A 19,660-nucleotide genomic window follows, 5' to 3' on the forward strand; every position below is an offset into this window, starting at 1 on the left:
CGAAACTATGCCTGTCTTTCATGCATGGCGATGACGGACGGCTCCCCCGGAGAATCCGCCTCCATCCACATCCAGACGGCATTCGGCAGCGCAAGCGCAAGGGTCACCAATCCGACGATCCAGACCGGTGGGTCGAGCCAACCCCGGGGATTCATGGACGATTCAGGCCTGACGGGGAGCCAGAAATATCCCACAAGATAGAGCAATAGAAAGATCCCGAAGCACCACCGCATGATTCGATACGCTGTCTCGTGCGCTCTGAGCCGCTCCATCTCCACACGTTCGTCCTCGGGCTCCAGCATCTTGTAGGTTCCGACGCGATAACGCGCAAGGATCTCTTTTTGCTCATCCTCTCTCAGGGCTTCGAAACTTCTACCGTACTCCAGCTGAGCCCGATCTTCGAGACCGGTTACGACCGGATTCCGCTGTCTGCGCCATCTTCCGTCGATCAATGGCAAAGTAAAAAACAGGGGATTTAGAAGCCGCAACATGTTGTAGAAGCCGTGGTGATTTTGTCCAATCAAAGTTAAGAGATAGAGCGCCCACAGCACCGCCAGGATCGACACATGCCTGCGTCGCCATCTCTGCGACCTGTATTTCAAGGCCTGACGCAGCAGAAGACTCGGCTTCGCCATATCACGCCTCCCTGCGTTGCATCTCGTAGACCTGCTCACTCAAAGGACGAAAAGGCTCTGGAGAAAATATGGCTTCGATCGGCAATTTAAAGTAGCGACTGATCTTGAAAGCCAGCTCAAGCGACGGGGTGTAATCCCCTCGCTCAAGAAATCCGATCGTCTGCGGATTCACGCCGACCTCACGCGCAAGCGACTGGCGGCTCAGCGATCTCTCGGATCGAAGTACGGCAATCCGGTTATAGAGCATCTCAAAAATCCTCTGCCAACAATATATTGCGTATAAGCAATAATTAAATACTTATTTGCAATAAATCTGTTTGAACGAGGAAGATTATAGCCAGCAAAAGCCCCGGCCATAGCCGGGGCTTTTATAAAGTTACAGAAATCGTTAGACGCTGAAGCTCGATCCGCATCCGCACGTCGACTTCACGGCGGCATTCTCGAACTTGAAGCCGGCAGCCTCGAGGGTCTCGACATAGTCCACCGTGCAGTTGACCAGATACATGGCCGAGGTAGCGTCGACAAAAACCTTCAGCTCGTCGAACTTAATGACCTTGTCCATCATGCCTGCCTGATTCTCGAACGACATCGAATACTGAAAGCCCGAACATCCGCCGCCCACCACACCGATACGCAGACCGGCGGGGACCGGGTTCTGAGATGCCATAATCTCCTTCACCTTCGCGATTGCGTTCGCGGTAAGGTTCACAGCTTGTGTGGAAACAGGAGCACCGGTAACAACTTCAGCGGTAGGGGTGACGGTGGCAGTAGACATCGAATCTCCTTGTCTTTTCTCAAGACTCTTTAAGTGTATGCTCCCTCAATCACAGGGGCAAGCCTCTTGAGCCGTCCCGGCGGAACATCCACCCATTGGATGTCGCCGCGGGATTCTGGATGCATCTCTTCGGCCAGGGAAAGCTGCTACCATCAGCTTTAGGGTAGTCCGCTCGGACAGCCCTGAACTTTATGAAACCTCTCCTTTTCCTCGCGAACGCCTTTATCAATTTCTTTGGAATTACCCAGCCAACCGAAGCGGCAGCCAACCGAGCGGCCCAGTTCATCGCCTCTCTGATCGGATTGGTCCTTCTGATATTTTTCAGTGTCGTGGGATTCGGGATCTATATCCTCGCTCACCACTAATTAGCTAACAAATAAAGACCACATCCACGCACAAAATAGAAAAACCCCACATACTCCGTCATTCTGAGCGGAGCGCAGCGGAGTCGAAGAATCCCTGTATTTTGCTTATGCCGTCACGAAAGATAGCCCCGGATTTGCCGATATCCACAGAACACAGCAGAACGGAATCCCTCACAAAAGTTGTCAAGCCTTACCTCCTCTAAATCACACAAACCAGGCAAGATCGTTATGCCGATCAGTTCCTTTCATTCTGCTAGCCTTAAATACAAGGGATGAATCTGCGTGGATCCCCTGAATCCCCATAGAATCAATATTTTGCGAATAATCTATTTATTTTCAAGACTTTGCACCTAAAGTCCGAATCTAAGTCCTTTTTATGGAAGACTTTGCGCAAAATTCAGGGAGGGGATCCAACTAATCTCCAAACAGGCCTTCCCGGGACCGGGGAAGGGTATTCAGGTATCGAGCCTGATCCGCCCGCAATTCCTCACAAATAGCTGGTTGATCCTTGAGAGACAGGCGTATTATCCCGTCGGACGGCCCTCGCTGCCATCCGTGCCTGCTGCCGGCCCGCAATGGCCCAGCCCGGATCGCCCAATTTGCTTGGCCCTGTAAAGGGTGGAGGGAAATTGCTATGAGCCTTGTACCCATCATGCTCATTGTCTGGGGAGTTGTGGCAGCCTGTTTTCTGGCACTACTCGCCTACCGCGGACAGCTCACTCGTTACGAGGATGATCAGCTCTTCCTGAACGAGCGAGAAACGCACGAACAAACCACACAGAACGAGATCGTCCGAAAAGTAAACAAGATCGGTCCTGCCATCCGCGTCCTCGGCTTCGCCGCAGCCGCGATGACCGTCGGTATCGTGGGCATCTTTACCTACGACGCCTGGCAGCGCCTCAACTAGGAGAAGAAGGCCTCGAGCCAAACATTCACTCCCCACAGAAGATAGAGGGCAAACGAGGAAGAGGGCAGGCGCAAAACGCCTGCCCTCTCTCCATCTCCACTCTGTTTCGCTACGCGTTATAAGTTGAAGACGAGACGCGTCCACCCTGACCGGTCCAGTTGGTATGGAAGTACTCCCCGCGCGGCTTATCCACACGCTCATACGTATGAGCGCCGAAGAAGTCACGCTGCGCCTGCAGCAGGTTCGCAGGAAGACGCTCCGTCCGGTAGCCGTCATAGAACGCTAGAGCGGTTGAGAAGGCCGGCGTGGGAACACCGATCTCGATCGCATGAACGATCGCCTTCCGCCACGACCATCCATACTTGTTCAACGCGCTCGAGAAGAAGTCGTCCAGAAGGAGATTCTGCAACTTCGGATTCTTGTCGAACGCCGCCTTGATGTTGCTCAGAAAGACGCTGCGGATGATGCAGCCGCCGCGCCACATCAGCGCGATGCCGCCCATGTTGAGTTCCCAGTTCTGCTCTTTCTCAATGGCGCGAAGCAGCATGTAGCCCTGCGCATAGCTCACCATCTTCGAGCAGTAGAGAGCCCGGCGCACATCTTCGATGAACTCCTTCTTCTCCGAGATGGTAAGCACCTTCTTCGGTCCCTGAAGGATCTTCGAAGCGGCAACGCGTTCGTCCTTCAGAGCAGAGAGGCAGCGAGCAAATACGCTCTCGCCGATCAGAGTGACGGGCTGGCCCAGGTCGAGCGCAGAGATCGCCGTCCACTTGCCGGTTCCCTTCTGTCCAGCCGTATCGAGAATCTTGTCGATCATCGGCTTGCCATCGTCGTCCTTCTTGGCAAAGATCTTGGTCGTGATCTCGATCAGGTAGCTGTCCAGCTCACCCTTGTTCCACTCGGCGAAGATCTCGCTCAACTCATCCGGCGTCAATCCAAGCGCGTCCTGCAGAAGCTGATACGCCTCGCAGATCAGCTGAATATCGCCGTACTCGATGCCGTTGTGCACCATCTTCACGTAATGACCGGCTCCATCGGGACCGACCCAGTCGCAGCAGGGCGAGCCATCTTCTACCTTGGCCGCGATCGCCTGGAAGATCTCCTTCACATGAGGCCATGCCGCAGGATCTCCACCGGGCATGATGGACGGGCCGAAGCGCGCGCCTTCTTCTCCGCCCGAGACGCCAGTGCCGACGAACAGGATTCCCTTCTCCGCGAGCTCTTTCCTGCGACGGTTCGAATCGGTGAACAGCGAGTTGCCACCATCAATAATGATGTCGCCCTTCTCGAGATAAGGCAGCACGTGATCGATCGTCTGATCGACAACATCTCCAGCCTTCACCATCAGCATCACGCGGCGCGGCCGCTTCAGCAGCTTGCAAAGCTCCTCGGCGGAGTGGGCTCCGACCACCTGGGTTCCCTTCGCCTCATGATTGATAAACTCGTCGACCTTGGAGGTCGTGCGGTTGAACACGGCCACTTTATATCCGTGATCATTCATGTTCAGTACAAGGTTCTGGCCCATAACAGCCAGACCTATCAAGCCAATATCGCAACTTCCTTCAGCCATCTCTTTCTCCTCAGGCGATCACCCCTGGTGTTCGCGAAATTAAACATGTTGTTACAAACGCCACAGACCGAAGGTGCGGTGGTCCGTCACGAGTCTGACTACATCATAGGGGGAGAGAGGGAGAACTGGCAGGCGAGGTATTCCACAAAAAAATGGAGCCTCCCATAAGCGAGACTCCATAGAGCGTATTGGTCTGGTTTTTAGAAGAAGATTCTGCCGCCCAGCTGCACCAACCTTGGGAAACCCAGGGTTCCAGTGATCTTTCCGGCTGAGCTGCCGCCGATCTGGAGATTTGGGCCGTTGAACTGGGGCGTGTTGAAGGCGTTGAGGGCCTCGGCGCGGAACTCCGCGTTCACTCTTTCGGTGACCTTGAAGTTCTTGTTCAGAGAGAGGTCGGAGTTCAGATATCCCGGACCGTAGCAATTCGTGGTGCGGGAAACATTGCCATAGGGCAGGCCACCGCCTGCTGTGGGAGTTCCGCTCTGAGTGAAGGCCGCCGTGTTGAAGTAAGAATCGAGACGATCCTGAGGAGATCCCGATTTACAGGGATTTACGCCAGGAACGAAGTTCGGACGCTGGGTGGAATTGCCATAGCTGCTGAGGTTATTGGTGGCCTGCGTAATCGGTAACGGACCTCCATCCTGAACGATCATGATGTCGTTGAACTTCCACCCGCCGACGGCAAGATCAACCCAGCGGTTGGCTCCGCCCAGGAAGGTCTTTCCGTGTCCGAAGGGAAGCTCGTAAGTGGCCGAGATGGTGAAGCGCTTTGGAATGTCATTGACCGCGCGAGCATATTCCGAGCTGATGTTGTAGGTATCCTGCGGACCATTGTTGCCGGGGTTGAGCGTGCTGCTGGCACCCCAGGCATTATCCCAGTTCGAGGACCAGGTAAAGGCGCCAAGAATCGTGAGGCCACGGTTGAACCGCTTCTGCACTTTGATGTCGAGAGCGTTGTAATCGGAGATACCATTGCTGACCGAATCCGTGATGGCGCCAAACTGAGGGTACGGACGAACGGTCTGGTTGTAGGGCTGGTTTATGTTTCTCCATGCTCCCAGGCCCGCGTACTTGAATGGTGTCGAAGCGCCAAGTGCCGTGCTTCCCATCGAGAGGTAACTGTCCTGAAGCTGGTTGATGTTCATGTTGTTGCTCTGATTGCGTGCATGGCCACCGACATATCCGACCTTGAGCGCGAATCCATAAGGCAACTCCCTCTCGATATCTGCCGAGTAAGACTCGTAAAGGGGGGCCTTGCGGTGCTGATCGATCACGGAGATCGTGCTGCCGATGCTGGTGCTGTATCCCAGCGAGTTGCCGGTGGGAGAGGTGCTGATGTTCGGGAACGGATTGCTTAGGCTGACGCCTGGAACACCGCTCTGCGAGTTGATGGAATTCGTCAGCACATAGCCCGGAGCAAATGCGGACGACGTGCTGTAGACGATGGGCTGATAAAACAGGCCGTATCCGCCGCGGACGACGGTCTTTTCGTTGACGGCATAGGCGAAACCAAAACGAGGTGACCATTTGTTCGCGGTATTGCCGGTCTTGGTGGGATAGCCGTTCTGACCCGCGAACATGATGCCTCCTGTTGCCGGGACATTCGAGCCAGCCACCGTATAAGTGGCCGCAGGATCAAAGCCGACCGCGTACTGGTTGTTGCGCTCTTTCACACCAGGTTCGTTCTCGTAACGGATGCCGAGGTTCAACGTGAGCTTCGCATTCACGCGCCAGTCGTCCTGAGCATAGATGGCGTTATATCCCGTGGTAATGGCGAGCTTCGCCGGAATCACCAGTGAGGCGCTGGTGGGATAGCCCAGAAGCAGGTCGGCTGCGGTTGCACCCGTGCTCGAAGCCGAATGCGGATCGGTGCTTGGAAGCCCCGAGTTCGTCAGCGTGCTATCGAAGACGAAGTTTCCGCTCGTATTGCTGAGATTGGTTGAGGTCACACTGATGGCGCGGAAGACATAACCCGCTTTCACGCTATGTTTGCCGAGGCTCTTTGCGACACCAACGACGAAGTTACGTGAGAAGTAGACAGCAGGGCCAGAGTTGGAGGTTCCCTCATTGGCTAGACCCGCGTCTGCATTGCCTCCGGGCCCGGTGATCGCCGGGAAACCAGACTTCGACAACGCCTGCAGATAGCTGTTGGGGAATCCGAGTGTGGACTGATCGAAGCCCGCACTGATGTCCTGGGTATCGTTGGGAAAACGGTTGAAACCAAATCCAACCGTGAGCACCGTCGTGGGATTCAACGTAATGGTGTTCTGGATGCCAACCGCATCGACCTTGCGATAGAGCAGATACGATCCCGAGCTACCAGCAAGGTTCTGGAGAGCGTTGCCGCCCGGCTCCTTGCTGCCGTAGTGCATGTAATAGAAGTCGGCGAGCCAGAAGTTTCCGAACTCATGGTTCAGCTTGCCGATGAACTCGTCCGCGCGATCACCCAGCGTATCGCCACCATTGAAGTTAAGACCGCCGTAACTGGTGATGGCGTTGTTTGGTTTTGGATACATCGAGAGAATGGCGTAGCCGACCGGGTTGATTCTGCTTGAAGGAATTTTATTGCCCGGAAAGGCCTTGCGCGTAGGGCTGGATGGATCGTAGATGCAGCGGCCACTGATGCAGTTTCCCGCTGCGTCGACCTGGCCAATCTCTGAGAAGTCACCGGCGTCCGCGATCGAGCTGCCGCGCTGCAGCATCGTCGGAACCGGGAAGGAGTTGGCCGCCGTAAGAGGAGAGCGTTGCCGGTAGCCCTCTTCGGTAATCCAGAAGAAGGTCTTGTCCTTTCCGCCAAGAATCTTGGGTAGAGGAATCGGTCCACCAATCGAACCGACATAGCTATAAAACTCGGCAGCACCGCGCGGTGTCGTCTGCGAGACGATATTGCCATTTGCGTCCTTCGTTGGAGTGCGGTTGTTGAAGAAGAGGTTCGCTCCCCAATTCGTCTGCCGTGTCTCACCCTGCAGGACGCCGTGCAGTGCAGCAGAGCCTGATCGGAGCGTCGTGTTGAACATGCCTCCGCTGGTACGGCCGATCTCGGCATCGTAAGTGTTGGCCTGTACCTTCACCTCTTCCACAGACTCAAGTGAAGGAATGATTACGGCGCGGTTGCTGAAGTCGGTGATGGGAATGCCGTCGACGGCGTAGTTGTTGGAGCTGAGCGGCGCGCCCGCGATAGAGATGGTCGAGGATCCGCTCTGATCCTGGAAGCGCACGAATCGCGGATCGCCCACCGGCGTCACGTTGTTGTCGAGCTTCGAAAACAGGAAGGGATTGCGTCCGGGATTCGGAAGATTAGTCAGCTTCTGCGAGTCGATGAGCTGCCCATTGTAAGAAGTCTGATTGTTCACCAGGGGCTCGCTCGCAGTGACTTCTACGCTCTCGCTCGCAGAACCGATCTTCATAGAAACGTCGAATGGAATCGTGTTACCCGAATCCACCGTGATCCCGCGCGTCTCCGATTTCTGGAAGCCGTCCATGGTGACGGTGATAGTGTAGCTGCCCGGATCGACGGCGTTGAACACATACTCTCCGGAGCCATTGCTGATGGTCTTTCGAGTTGTCCCTTTGGATTGGGATGTAAGAACTACCGTCGCCGGAGTCAGGGCACCTCCCTGAACATCTGTAACGGTTCCGCGGATTGCTCCATAGTTCGACTGCGCCAGTGCAGCTGTTCCAGCCACGACAGAGAACACGATGAGTAGAACAAATTTGTAAATTCTCTCTTGCAAGCGAACCATATTCAGCCTCCAGCGGGGGTATTCAACACATGTGGGGTCACAGCCTGTGCGTCCAGGCCACGGGAGAGGAAGGTCATCAAAGCAGACAGGTATGAAACCAGGACCGGAGCAGACGACGACTGAAGCCGCACTGAAAAGTGCAACTGGCGCCCATTGAAAGATGAGCTACCGCCGGATCGATCTGCGGATCGAGGAACTACTTCTTTATGAAGCTGTAGATAGCTGCGGGGGTCTCTACAATCTGCTCTCCGGCTACGCCGCCAGAGTTCCAGAACAGGCTACGAGAACACATCGAGCAGACGGACGGACGTTGTCTCTGCTCTTCCCTTGCATCGTTACCGAAGGGAGCTAAATATACACTTCTTAGAGCGAGGCCGAAGACCCCACCCAACGTGAAAAATAGCCTTTGTGGTATTGGGTTTGAGACTAGCGGACCGAATATAAGGTGTCAATAGAAATGTTCACGCGATATTGAATTCCATTGAGGCAAGACCGTGTTGAAGAAGTTTGCTTCACCAGCTTTGCCGGACCAATTTCACAAATCAAATTTTCGATAACTCATCCATCGCTTCTACCTTGTGTTTGCCTTTATGGTGTAAGGAACGGATCCAAATTCATTCCACCAGAAAAGGCGCCACCCTTGCTTACGCAACGTGTGTCTTTCATCACCGCTCTTGCTCTTGTTGCCCTTCCTCTTGTCGCTCAGCAGCACAAAGTAACGCAGGCTGAGGTCGATCGCATTACCCGGGATGCCATTCTCATCGACACGCATAACGATGTAACCTCGCTGACCGTTGAAGGGTACGACATCACTACCCCGAACAAGCGCGGTCAGACAGACCTTGCAAGGATGAAGGGCTTTCTCGGTGCTGAGTTTTTCGCGGTCTATGTTGGCGCGGAGTATGTGAACGGCAATCACTCAGCTAATCGCGCGTTGCAGATGATCGATACCGTTCGCACAGATGTCATTGCAGCGCATCCCAAGGAGTTCGTCTTCGCCACCACGGCCGACGATATCGTGCGAGCACACAACGAGCATAAGATCGCTGCGCTGATGGGCATCGAGGGCGGACATGCGATCGAAGATTCATTGCGGCTGTTGCGGGATTACTATGCGCTCGGCGTTCGCTACATGACACTGACCCACTTCAATACAAATAACTGGGCCGATTCCCAGGGTGACGCCGACAATCCCAAAGTTGCGCATCACAACGGTCTCACCCCGTTTGGAAAAGATGTCGTACGCGAGATGAACCGGCTCGGCATGATGGTCGACATCTCTCACACTGCCGACAGAACCTTCTGGGATGCGCTTGAGACGTCCTCGGCTCCCATCATCGCCTCTCACTCCGGATGTCGCGCGGTGACGACCTACACCCGCAACATGACCGACGAGATGATCAAAGCGCTGGCGGCGAAGGGAGGAACGATGCAGATCAACTTCGGCTGCGAGTTCCTGTCGCAACGCTACTTCAATGACTCCAAGCCGCTCCAGGCTTCCATGCGCGAACAGTACATGGAGGCGATGAAGCTGGAAGACCCGGCGGCCAAAGCCGCAGCAATCGAAAAACTTCGCTCAGAGTTCACCAGCAAGGTTCCCCCGGCTACGCTGGCGGATGTCGTGGCCCAGATCGACCACGCCGTCAAAGTAGGCGGCATCGATCATGTCGGAATCGGCACAGACTTCGACGGCGTCGCCTGCGTTCCCCCGGAGCTCGACTCTTACAACAAGTTTCCTGCGCTAACACGCGCCCTTCTTGAGAAGGGATATAGTGCCGAGGACATCAAGAAGATCTACGGCGGAAATCTTCTGCGCGTGATGCGCGCTGTCGAACAGCGGGCTCGTGAGCTTGGCTCGACGCCAGCGATTCACTCGGAGATCTCAAAGAAGTAAAACTCTTGCTTAAGTACGAGGGGACCCCTCTATCGGGGTCCCTTCTTTTTGCGTTCGATTCAGCTTACTTACTCTTTACGGCGATCACTTCGATCTCAAGCGCGGCCCATGGAGCGGCAAGCGCCGCAACCTGGAACGCTGAGCGAGCAGGCTTGTTCGGCTGCTCTTTGGTGCCGAAGTACTTCACATACTCCGACTGCATTCCAGCGAAGTCCAGCTTGCCCGTCTTTGGATCGGGTCCGAGGAAGACCGTCATCTTCACAACATCCTGCATGTCGAGCCCCTGCTCCTTCAAGGCCGCCTGGATCTTGGGGAAGATGCTTGCCGCCTGTGCCTTGGTGTCACCGTATTCGGCCTGTGTGCCCTTCGCAGCATCCGCCGGTGTGATCGGGGAGGCAAGCTGTCCGCTCAGGTAATACGTATCGCCGGCCCATACGCCTTTCGCGATGGCGGCCTTCTCGTCCTGGATGTGCTTCACAACCGTCTGCGCTTGCATGGAGAGTGCGCACACGGTCATCATCGCTGCTGCCATTAAGCTCTTCTTCATCCAACCATCTCCTTGTCGATCTCTTTCGCTCTTATGCTGAAACCGTCTGGCGATGCTTACCCTCAAGCCGCGCCGCCTTCACCTTGTCGCTGATCATCTGGACGGCTCGCCTTCCGCTCAACGCGGCGCCCTCCTGCCAGCCAACCACGTGGCTGGTGTGATCGCCTGCAAAATAGATGGGCCCATCGGGCTCGGTAATCACGGCATAATCGGCTGGAGAGTTTTGGCCGATCCATGAGCCTTCGTTCCACTTGATATGCTTCCATCCGCAGAAGACAGGCTTTTCGAGCTCCTTGCCGTGCCCCGGATGCAGCTTCTCGATGGACGCGCGTGAGGCCTCGAACTTCTGTTCTATGGTCAGCTGGTCGAAGCCGCCCATCGCCTCGTCCATATAGCCGGAGACGATGATGCCGCGATCGGAGAACATCGACGCGCTGGGATACCAGATCGGGCTCGGCCCCTGCGAAAGGAACGAGAGGCCGCCATAGATGTTGTAGTCCGTCTCCCAGAATCTCCGCGACTCCCACGGCACCTTGCAGGAACCGCGATAGGCCGCGCCGCCGCGGTCGACCGCGCCGCGGTGCGCCGGGTCGAGATCGGCCTTGATCTTCTTGAGAATCGTCAGAGGCATTGCGCACACAGCATAATCGGCTTCGATATGCTTGCCGCTGCCATAGGTCACACGCACACCCTTCGCCGTCTTCGCGATCTCAGTTACCGGAGCGTCGTAAACTACGACCGGTCCCAGGCTCTTCGCGAGCGCCAGGGAGATCTGCTGCATGCCATTTACCGGCTGGAACATGGTCGCCTGCCAGTCCCAGGCCTCCTCATAAAGCTCTGCATTCCAGAAGTTCGCATCCAGTAGCTCGTGAAGATTGAGTGGTTGATCGTCAACGATCATCGTCTGAGGTCCGGCGCCGGGGTATCGCTTGATATCGGCACGATCCGACCCTGCATATTTTCCGCTCTTATCGAGCGGGCCATAAATCTTCAGAACGTCGACCATTCTCTGCCGGTCTTCGGCGCTCAATTCCTGATCGAGTGCACCGCCGGCAAGCGCCTTCGTCAGCAGTTCGCTCACCTGCCCGCGCGTGTCATTGATGGCCTTGCGTTGACAGATTGCCTTGCCGCCGTTCACCTTATCGTTTTGCAACAACGAGGAGCGCGAGGTGTTGACCTCCACTTCAAGAGGAACCTTGAGCTCTCGACAATAGCCGAGCATGGTTCCATGTACCGAAGGAAGCCGCGCCGGGCCCATGTTCTGATACAGGCCTTCGCTCCAGGTAATCGACTGCTTCGTCCCATCAACAAACTCCACCACGTCGCCGTTCCGCGCGCTCCATGCGCGCCCGCCGGGACGATGCCGCGCTTCAAGCAGGGTAACGTCGTATCCCAGCTTCCTCGCTTCGTAGGCTGTGACCAGCCCGCCAACTCCGCCGCCCAACACGACGAGCTTTACTCCCTTGCCTGCTCCCGCTGCCGCCGCGATCGGCTCGGCCGCCATCGCTTTCATCGGCATCAGTCCTAACGACTGCATGGTTGTGAACGCAGCGCTGTACCCGCCAGCCTGCCCTACACGCATTAGAAAATCGCGTCTGCTGATTCCCATCGAAAGACACCTCGCCCTGGAAGGATTTGCGATCAACTCCCCTGTCGCCGGAGAAAATTGAAAGACCTGATTGTAAAGAGAGATGGAGCTTCGCCTGAGAGGCATCGTGGCCAATCGCGAAGATCTGCATGGATTCAAATAGCTGTAGCTTCACTGTAACGTAAATCGACAGGAGCTTGCCACACTTCTCTTCGTTAGATTTATGACGGTGGGTTTTGAACGAATCCAGTGCTCGTTTCGGTAGCGATCTGGACTTTCATGTGGTCTGCATGGATCGTCTTCCTGCCAGTGACATAAATAAGGGACTTAGCCGCATGGACTGGCTCATCAGACGGAAATACTTCCGGACAAACGCCCGTCCACAGTTTTCCGTACACGTACTTTGCCCAATGCCGCAGGCCGCGCTCAGGAGTCTCCTGCATCCACTCCCGCACCGGTACGCTAAAACCGCTCTTCGGCCGGTTCAGAATCTCTGGGGGAAGCGACCTCCTCAACGCCTTCGCCATCGAGGGCTTCCGCGGAGCCAGACCACTAGCCCGCAGTGGAGCTAACTTCTGCAGCAGCGTCATATCGACAAATGGCACGCGAATTTCGATGGAATGGGCCATGCCCGCCCAGTCCGCGTCGCGCAGGAGCTGAGAGCGCATGTAAAAGCTCATCTCCAATGCGGAAACACGCAAAAAGTCCACCTGCTTCCGCGAGGTGCCCCGCAAATCCGCCAGAGGCCGTACCAGCGCATTCATCTTCCCAATCGAACCCAGCTCTCGCCATCCTGTCCGCACCATCTCAGGATCCAGAAACTGCGGCAGCTCCCACGGCATAAACAGACCTCTTCGCAGCAGATAAGCTCCGCCCCAGGACCCGCCATATTCAAACAGGCTGGCATACTTGGGCGAAGTAAAACGCTGCATGAGGGGCGCAGTAATGCGATGCCAGCCGCGCGCGAGCATCGGAACCGAATTCACGGTACTCACCGTTCGAACCGTTGGGGGAATCTGTCTGAAACTCGGATATCCTCCGAAAAGCTCATCACCACCCAGGCCGCTTAGCGCGACCTTGAATCCCCGCTCTCGCGCGAACCAACTAATGAAATAGGCATTGATTCCATCAATCGTCGGCTGGTCCATCTGTTGCAATAATCTTTCACGATGCTTAACAAACGTGCCCTGATCGATAAAGCGCACGTAATGGGGCAACGCATATTCGTGAGCGACTCGAGCTGCCAGACACGTTTCGTCCTGGTCCGTCCCTCGCAGCAGGTCGAACCCAAGCGTTAACGCCTCAACATCGTTGTCATTTTCCGACGCCAGGGATGCAATCATTCCCGAATCGAGCCCCGCAGACAGAAAGATAGCCACGGGAACATCGGCGATCTCGTGCATTCGCACGCTCTCCTCCAGGGCATCGTGCAGACGGGAATCGCATTCGGCCTCGCTCTTTGGCAGCTCGCTCTGATGGAACTGCGTGAACTCTTCAATCGGGGAGCTGAACGGTTTAGGCTCTGAGATACCACAACTACCTGCGCGCAGCCACGTACCGCTTGGAAGACAGTGAATACCGCGATAGAGCGTAAGCGGCTCCGGCACCGACCCCCACACAAAGAATCCCACGTGAGCTGCACTCTGTTCCCGTAGATCGATACCAGGAGCGTCTAACAGCGCTTTCACCTGGGACGCAAAATACACGCAACCATTGCCCTGCCCATAATAAAGCGGTTTGATCCCGAACGGATCGCGAGCCAGGAAAAGCTCTTGCGCTTTCTCGTCCCAGATGCCGAAGGCGTACATGCCACGCAGGTGTTCGAGCATGGTCACCCCATACTCCACGTACATCTGCATTAACACTTCTGTATCACCTGTTGTTACAAATCGATGGCCCTTCCCCTCAAGCTCTCGGCGCAACTCTCGATAGTTGTAGATTTCTCCGTTGAACACGATCGTGTAGCGCTGATCCGTCGAATGCATCGGCTGATCCGAACGGGTTTCCAGGTCGATGATCGATAGCCTGCAATGACCGAGCCCCACGTTCGCCCGGGACGAAATCCACTGGCCCATGGCATCAGGCCCACGGGTCACCATTTTATGAGTAATGGCCGTAAGACTTTCCCGGAGATCGGTAGTACTCGAGGAGTGAGAGATGAAGATGCCTGCAATGCCACACATTGGATACTCCATGACACGGCATGTGTCGATGAAGATTCCCTTAAAAGCTCGGCCCCAGGGGGGAACTTCAGGCAGGACTATACGATTCCACTTTCAAAGAAACCACCGAAAAGCTACCCGGGTTACTAAAGATTCAGCTCCAGAAGATGGCTGCAAGACAGCTTTCGCCTAACGTCCTTCGTCTGTTTTCTCGCAGTTATCTCGGCACGGATCGATCTGTTGGAGCTTCGACCAGGAGGCATCATGGTCAATCGCGAAGAACGAAATGGATTTGAGTACTTGGGATCAGAGAACGAAGATCGAGCCTGCGGTATTGAAACTACGTGGATAATCTTCCGGGAATTCCGAGCACCTTGATTTAGTTGGTGTATTGTTTCTACGATCATTGAAGCGCAACACCTTAGGATCAAGATATCTCGATTGAAAACGCCGCCTAAAAAACTATGACGAATCCATGGCTTCACTGGTGGACGGACTCGGTATCTCTCCTCTACCAACCGAGCTTCCCTCGCCTGCTGCTTGCGTTGGTACTGGGCGCCTGCATCGGCGCCGAACGCCAATGGCGACAACGCGCTGCCGGCCTGAGGACCAATACTCTGGTCTGCTTTGGAGCAGCGGCCTTCGTCGACCTCGGATTGACGATCGCTCCCGGAACGACCCAGGTCGTCGCTTACGTCGTCTCTGGGGTCGGCTTCCTGGGAGCAGGCGCCATCATGAAAGATGGCGGCAATGTTCGAGGATTGAATACCGCCGCCACCTTGTGGTGTTCGGCCGCGGTAGGAGCATGCGCCGGGGCAGGAGAGTTGTTCGACGCAGTCTTTGTCATGGTGCTCCTGATCGCGATCAACTCCGTCCTGCGTCCGCTCTCCCGCTACATCGATCAGCGTTCTCTTGCGACTCTGGATACACATACGCTGTACCGGCTGAGGATGCTCTGCGACAGCGACCACCAGACTGAAGCGGAGTACCAGGTCACTCGTGCAGTCGCCGCCAGCCTGCTTGTGTTGAGCAAGATCCGGGCTGAGAAAGTGGACGAGACGGACACCTCGATCGTGCAGGCCGTCCTGGAATCGCCGACCCACGACCCAAACGCTCTAAAAGCGATCGTCGAGGAACTGAAATCCTTTCCCTGGAGCCGGTCTGTCGAATGGATGGAGACGGGGGCAGAGGTCGAATAGCAATCGCACTCCTTCGCGTGAGACTTCTGAGTTTCAAGGCCTATCGCGCACTCAGGAAACACCGTACAATTCATATGTCGATGGCTAGGCGATGAAGATCCGAATTCGTTTAGCAACCATTGCGAAAGTGGCGAAATTGGCAGACGCACCAGACTTAGGATCTGGCGGGGCAACCCGTGGGGGTTCAAGTCCCCCCTTTCGCACCAATAAGTTAGGGCCGATCTAAGAATCGGCCCTTTTCTCTTGTGCCCATTAATGTGCCCACCCGGTTCATCAATGGTTCTTCGTGCTCGCGGGCAATGACAGACCACTCGAATGCTCCGTTTGTCGAAAAGGCCCGTTCAATTGCGCCCGCTTGTTGTCTTGGAATCAACGACACGTTAATTCTTCCTAGAACGTGAAGGTTCAACGTTCTGACAGCTTTGGTTTAGATCGGATAAGTGGCCTGACAATTCTGCGATTGAGGCGCCTTGCCGCAAGAACACACCCGGTCACGGACAGTGCTATGCCACCCAGCATAAAGCCGATCACAAGTATGTCCCAAAGAGGCCTCGCCTTGTACAGTGCCGGGAGATCAAGTGAGTGAAGGCCGTTGTAGAGCCAGCGATCCCAGCGGGCAGCTGGACCATAACTGCCTACTAGAGCCCCGCTTCTCATATCGAAATAAAAGAAACACCTTGCCGGATCATTCAAGCGAAGATAGAGGGCCGGGAGCGGCTTCTCATGATGGCGATCAACATAATATGTCTCATAACCCGTGACTATGCGGCTTTCCACCACTAAATAAGGTGCAACCGCTCGGTTCACCGCGTCGCGGAATAAGTCGGGCTCCAAGGTGCGGGAAAGTTTGCCATCCAATCGGAGCAGTGCCGTCTGCGTTGAGGTCTCTGAAGCAAAATATGTGTAATCCTCCCCAATCTTAACGAGTTCCAGCTCGTGAGCGTGGACTAAAGCTGATATCCGGCTAAGTGCCCATTGCGGGGAATGCTCATCGAATTGCGGAAAAGCTTCCAGGCGAATCGGTTGCCGCACAGAGGTCCACACCTGGGTTTCGACCGTTTCCGGTTCCGTTTTTAAAGGAGACATAGACCACATACCACTGAAGATCCATGTCAATGTGGCTAGGCCGAAGACATAACCAAAAATGAGGTGCCAGCGCTTTTGCCCTTTGAACGGCACACCGGAAGGTCCGGAACGAAAGCGATAGCGTTTAGAGGGGGAATACAGCCAAACTCCGCCGATGATGCCAAGCAGGGTAATCGCTACTCCAGCGCCGGATAACGAAATGACAACAACACTCCACAGGGCGGCGTCTTTTCGAAGCCGGGTAAAGTAGATCCAGTGGGGGATCGCCCCAAAGTAAGAGCCCCACCGTGAGAGACGGTTGGTGTGCTGGACTACTTCACCAGAAACATCCGAAACATACACAACCTCTCCATCCTTACCATCAAATTTCCACAGCGGACGCAGCGAACGATATCTGGCTGTTACGGTCCACTGGTCTTCCTTCCACATCTTTTGTTCGAGGTGAACTTCCGCTAATGGCTGTCGGAGCCAGGCTGCCGCCACCTGCTGAGCCTGAGTCGCCTCGAATCCATGGAACACCTCACCCGTGTCGGCAAACACCACCCGATGATTCGTGCCCGATTGAAATCGATACACAGGTCGATCAAGTAACGAAGACACTCGAACGTCCTGAATGGCCTTTGTAGCTATCGTGGCGACTGCACGGGAAGGTGAAATGACAAACGAGAGACCGTTAAGCGTTCGCATATGCGCGAGACGCTCGGCGGGCCTCAGTTCAGGATACGGAACATACATCATGACAATGCCAGATACGAACCACATCAGAAAGAGCAGGCAAAAGACAATGCCTGTCCAACGATGCGTGAGTAAAACCCACTTTCGAACTGTCATCCCAAATCGCACGATCATTTATGGAAACGGACACTTGCGTAGACAGAGATAGGCGCTCCCGGATAGACCTGATTTTCATAAAGCCCGCCGGGAAAATACCGTTGTCTGTTGAAGAGATTCTCCGCATTCGCACTTACCTCATACGATTTGCGGCGATACGAAACGGCACCTTGAAAGACGGTAAATCCGCCGAGTAAAAATGCATTCTCGTCATCAATAAAGGTGCGGCTCTGATAGCGCATCCCGATGCTGCTCGTGAAGGTGTCCTTCCATATCTTCGACAACCATACGTTCGCAGCATGTTTTTGAGTAAAGTCTGGCTGATTGCCGGACAGATCCATCACGCCGTCGTTGTAGTTATCGAAGCGTGGCAAAGTGTAGCCGTAATTAACATTGAACCGAATCCCATGTGCAAGATTCCCGATAGCGTCGAAATCCAAGCCTTTTGACGATTCTTGACCTGCCTGATTGAAGTTGCCACCGGGTAGTGGGATGATTACGTTCTGTCGCGTGAGTCGATAAATTGCTGCGCTGAAACTCAACCGGCCTTGAAGAGGGCGCCACCGGTACCCACCTTCATAGCTCTGGCCCGTTTCCGGTAGAAGTTGTTTTCCGTTGACCGGCGTTACGGTAACCGGAGAAAACGAACTTCCCGAGCTAAAGTACAGCTCTTGGCTCTCCGTGGGTGCGAAGACAATACCCGCTCGGTAGTTATAAGCGGTTTGGTTTATTTTGACGTCAGGTCCTCGGCTAACGATGTGACTGTTATCCCACGGATCACTATGTGTACTTCGCTTGAAACTGCTCTCACGCCCACCCACGTTGATCATCCAGTGCTTTGCCAGGGCGATTTGGTCTTGCCAATAAAAAGCATTCGTCAGGTTCTCGAAATAGTTGATTTCGCTAATCGGAAACGATGAGACCGGCACATAAGTTTCCTGGAGAGTAAACACATTCATCGGCGGTGCGAAGCCATCCGAGGCATCGCTTTCATCGGTGTAGTTGTAGTAGTCCTCATACTCATATCCGGCCACAAAGTTATGATCCATACCGGCAAGATGGAAATGACCCAAAACATCCGCCATGTTCTGTTTGGGACGCCGGTGGTGCTTGAAGTAGAGGAATTGGCGATCGACATCGTTTGTCGCAGCGTCATACGAGAGCGATTCTGCGGTGTAATACTGGTCGTCGAATATTCGAAGCGCAAAGTTATCCCGGAACTGCCATCTCTCTGACAGGTTCACATTGACGCGTGTCTGTGTCAGCGCGTCAGTGCCTAATTCGAAATCCTGCGGCGTGTCGAAGCTTGTGCTGAGTTTGAAGCCAGGAATGTTGAGGACTTGCGCCGGGACACCGGCATCGGTTTTGAATCGATCGCGATTAAGGAATTCGGAAACAGTAAACTGCGCTCGGTTACCTATCAGCCAGGTCATCGTCGGCGATACATTAATGCGCTTCGCTCCATTGTTTCTCCAACCGCCGCTATTTTCGAAACTGGCATCTACACGATATAAAAGCGGATCTAGGCCGAAGAGTCTTCCTGCTGCACCTCCGGCCACTTGGTTTGTACCGTAGCTTCCGCCCCGATAGACCAAATCAAAAGTGGGAATCGCCTGTGGCTTTTTGTGAATGATATTAATCGCGCCGCCAAGAGCACCTGAGCCATACAAAATCGAAGCTGGTCCCTTCAAGACCTCGACACTGCGCACACTATTCAGCTGAGTGTTTAGCCGATTACCTTCGAGCCGCATTCCATCTGAAAGAACTACGACCGCGTCTGAGCCGCCCGTATTGAACCCGCGAACCGTGTAGTACTCGTAAACTCCATAGATCTTTTGCGCCGTTACACCAGAGACATTCCTTAGCGCCGTAACGAGGTCGTTCACACCTTGTTCGCGAAGTAGCGTGGATGGAATCGTGCTCACCTGAGCAGGAATTTCATTGTTAGGCACATCCATGTTTGAAGCGGTTGCCTTGGTCTCGGTAGCCGTAACGGAGATTTCAGTTGAGACACTCTTCGGGGCCAAACGAATCTCGATCTGAGAAGACTCCCTCTCTAGATCAATGGGGCGAGTTACGCTTTCGAAGCCATCCGCTTCAACCAGAAGTTCAGAGTGCCTCTTCGTCACATTGTCGAATGCGAAGTTTCCATTGTTCTCGGTCGTGGCCTTCTGTGTGCCTCCCGAAGTTATGAGTTGCACTGTCGCCAGTAGGCCCAGGCCTTGGTTGTCGCGTACTGTGCCAGAAACACGCATGGTTTGTTGAGCACACACTGGCAGGACGGCAAGCGCTATTAAGAAAATGATAGCCATGGGACGTCGTAGACCCACAATTTTGCACAGTCTTGTCCCAATTTGA

The 19,660-nt window shown here is 54.8% G+C and carries 14 protein-coding genes and 1 tRNA gene; 5 read left to right on the plus strand and 10 right to left on the minus strand.

All coding sequences use genetic code 11. From position 1 onward, the window contains the following. Nucleotides 1-5: 5 nt before the first annotated feature. The 3 genes from AC5S26_RS25720 to AC5S26_RS25730 form a co-directional block, all read right to left on the minus strand. Nucleotides 6-635 (minus strand): hypothetical protein, encoded by a 630-nt coding sequence (locus tag AC5S26_RS25720; protein WP_494187820.1) that lies wholly within the window; start codon nucleotides 633-635, stop codon nucleotides 6-8. Nucleotide 636: 1 nt separating this feature from the next. Next, entirely contained in the window at nucleotides 637-882 is a 246-nt protein-coding gene (locus AC5S26_RS25725) for a helix-turn-helix transcriptional regulator (protein WP_494187821.1), read from the minus strand. A gap of 141 nt (nucleotides 883-1,023) precedes the next feature. Next, on the minus strand, nucleotides 1,024-1,410 hold the full coding sequence (locus tag AC5S26_RS25730; protein WP_494187822.1) for a HesB/IscA family protein: 387 nt from the start codon (nucleotides 1,408-1,410) through the stop codon (nucleotides 1,024-1,026). Nucleotides 1,411-1,601: 191 nt separating this feature from the next. Between AC5S26_RS25730 and AC5S26_RS25735 the strand changes: the two genes are divergently transcribed. Both AC5S26_RS25735 and AC5S26_RS25740 read left to right on the plus strand, forming a co-directional pair. Continuing rightward, the gene (locus AC5S26_RS25735) at nucleotides 1,602-1,775 is read left to right on the plus strand and encodes a hypothetical protein (protein WP_494187823.1); all 174 of its coding nucleotides are present in this window, start codon (nucleotides 1,602-1,604) and stop codon (nucleotides 1,773-1,775) included. 634 nt (nucleotides 1,776-2,409) lie between these two features. Continuing rightward, nucleotides 2,410-2,682 (plus strand): hypothetical protein, encoded by a 273-nt coding sequence (locus tag AC5S26_RS25740; protein WP_494187824.1) that lies wholly within the window; start codon nucleotides 2,410-2,412, stop codon nucleotides 2,680-2,682. A gap of 109 nt (nucleotides 2,683-2,791) precedes the next feature. Here AC5S26_RS25740 and gnd read toward each other — a convergent pair whose 3' ends face one another. Next, nucleotides 2,792-4,252: a decarboxylating NADP(+)-dependent phosphogluconate dehydrogenase gene (gene gnd / locus AC5S26_RS25745; RefSeq protein WP_494187825.1), complete on the minus strand. Its 1,461-nt coding sequence runs from the start codon at nucleotides 4,250-4,252 to the stop codon at nucleotides 2,792-2,794. 200 nt (nucleotides 4,253-4,452) lie between these two features. Beyond that, nucleotides 4,453-7,995, minus strand: a complete 3,543-nt coding sequence (locus AC5S26_RS25750; RefSeq protein WP_494187826.1) for a TonB-dependent receptor domain-containing protein — start codon at nucleotides 7,993-7,995, stop codon at nucleotides 4,453-4,455. Nucleotides 7,996-8,635: 640 nt separating this feature from the next. On the opposite strand from AC5S26_RS25750, the gene AC5S26_RS25755 reads away from it, so the two are divergent. Beyond that, on the plus strand, nucleotides 8,636-9,889 hold the full coding sequence (locus AC5S26_RS25755; protein WP_494187827.1) for a dipeptidase: 1,254 nt from the start codon (nucleotides 8,636-8,638) through the stop codon (nucleotides 9,887-9,889). A 64-nt stretch (nucleotides 9,890-9,953) separates the two neighbouring features. Here the strand turns inward: AC5S26_RS25755 and AC5S26_RS25760 are convergent, their stop codons facing one another. The 3 genes from AC5S26_RS25760 to asnB all read right to left on the minus strand — a co-directional run bounded on the left by AC5S26_RS25760 (nucleotide 9,954) and on the right by asnB (nucleotide 14,207). Further along, entirely contained in the window at nucleotides 9,954-10,436 is a 483-nt protein-coding gene (locus tag AC5S26_RS25760) for a Rid family hydrolase (RefSeq protein WP_494187828.1), read from the minus strand. 31 nt (nucleotides 10,437-10,467) lie between these two features. Then, a complete protein-coding gene (locus AC5S26_RS25765) occupies nucleotides 10,468-12,045 on the minus strand; it encodes a flavin monoamine oxidase family protein (RefSeq protein WP_494187829.1) in 1,578 nt (525 codons plus the stop codon). Nucleotides 12,046-12,245: 200 nt separating this feature from the next. After that, nucleotides 12,246-14,207, minus strand: coding sequence for an asparagine synthase (glutamine-hydrolyzing) (gene asnB / locus AC5S26_RS25770; RefSeq protein WP_494187830.1), 1,962 nt, complete (start codon nucleotides 14,205-14,207; stop codon nucleotides 12,246-12,248). A 443-nt stretch (nucleotides 14,208-14,650) separates the two neighbouring features. Between asnB and AC5S26_RS25775 the strand changes: the two genes are divergently transcribed. Together AC5S26_RS25775 and AC5S26_RS25780 are read left to right on the plus strand one after the other, a co-directional pair. After that, nucleotides 14,651-15,385: an MgtC/SapB family protein gene (locus AC5S26_RS25775; RefSeq protein WP_494187831.1), complete on the plus strand. Its 735-nt coding sequence runs from the start codon at nucleotides 14,651-14,653 to the stop codon at nucleotides 15,383-15,385. A gap of 121 nt (nucleotides 15,386-15,506) precedes the next feature. Beyond that, a tRNA-Leu gene (locus tag AC5S26_RS25780) sits at nucleotides 15,507-15,591 on the plus strand. A gap of 199 nt (nucleotides 15,592-15,790) precedes the next feature. On the opposite strand, the gene AC5S26_RS25785 is transcribed toward AC5S26_RS25780, so the two are convergent. Continuing rightward, nucleotides 15,791-17,302, minus strand: a complete 1,512-nt coding sequence (locus AC5S26_RS25785) for a PepSY domain-containing protein (protein ID WP_494187832.1) — start codon at nucleotides 17,300-17,302, stop codon at nucleotides 15,791-15,793. A 14-nt stretch (nucleotides 17,303-17,316) separates the two neighbouring features. After that, a complete protein-coding gene (locus AC5S26_RS25790; RefSeq protein ID WP_494187833.1) occupies nucleotides 17,317-19,614 on the minus strand; it encodes a TonB-dependent receptor domain-containing protein in 2,298 nt (765 codons plus the stop codon). Nucleotides 19,615-19,660 lie beyond the last annotated feature (46 nt).

This window comes from Edaphobacter sp. FHG110511_03 (genome assembly GCF_059115365.1).

Bases quoted from the DNA above. Each gene is read 5' to 3' on its own strand.
- AC5S26_RS25720 (WP_494187820.1), bottom strand. From the start codon at position 635: ATGGCGAAGCCGAGTCTTCTGCTGCGTCAGGCCTTGAAATACAGGTCG.
- AC5S26_RS25725 (WP_494187821.1), bottom strand. From the start codon at position 882: ATGCTCTATAACCGGATTGCCGTACTTCGATCCGAGAGATCGCTGAGC.
- AC5S26_RS25730 (WP_494187822.1), bottom strand. From the start codon at position 1,410: ATGTCTACTGCCACCGTCACCCCTACCGCTGAAGTTGTTACCGGTGCT.
- AC5S26_RS25735 (WP_494187823.1), top strand. From the start codon at position 1,602: ATGAAACCTCTCCTTTTCCTCGCGAACGCCTTTATCAATTTCTTTGGA.
- AC5S26_RS25740 (WP_494187824.1), top strand. From the start codon at position 2,410: ATGAGCCTTGTACCCATCATGCTCATTGTCTGGGGAGTTGTGGCAGCC.
- gnd (WP_494187825.1), bottom strand. From the start codon at position 4,252: ATGGCTGAAGGAAGTTGCGATATTGGCTTGATAGGTCTGGCTGTTATG.
- AC5S26_RS25750 (WP_494187826.1), bottom strand. From the start codon at position 7,995: ATGGTTCGCTTGCAAGAGAGAATTTACAAATTTGTTCTACTCATCGTG.
- AC5S26_RS25760 (WP_494187828.1), bottom strand. From the start codon at position 10,436: ATGAAGAAGAGCTTAATGGCAGCAGCGATGATGACCGTGTGCGCACTC.
- AC5S26_RS25765 (WP_494187829.1), bottom strand. From the start codon at position 12,045: ATGGGAATCAGCAGACGCGATTTTCTAATGCGTGTAGGGCAGGCTGGC.
- asnB (WP_494187830.1), bottom strand. From the start codon at position 14,207: ATGTGTGGCATTGCAGGCATCTTCATCTCTCACTCCTCGAGTACTACC.
- AC5S26_RS25775 (WP_494187831.1), top strand. From the start codon at position 14,651: ATGACGAATCCATGGCTTCACTGGTGGACGGACTCGGTATCTCTCCTC.
- AC5S26_RS25785 (WP_494187832.1), bottom strand. From the start codon at position 17,302: ATGACAGTTCGAAAGTGGGTTTTACTCACGCATCGTTGGACAGGCATT.
- AC5S26_RS25790 (WP_494187833.1), bottom strand. From the start codon at position 19,614: ATGGCTATCATTTTCTTAATAGCGCTTGCCGTCCTGCCAGTGTGTGCT.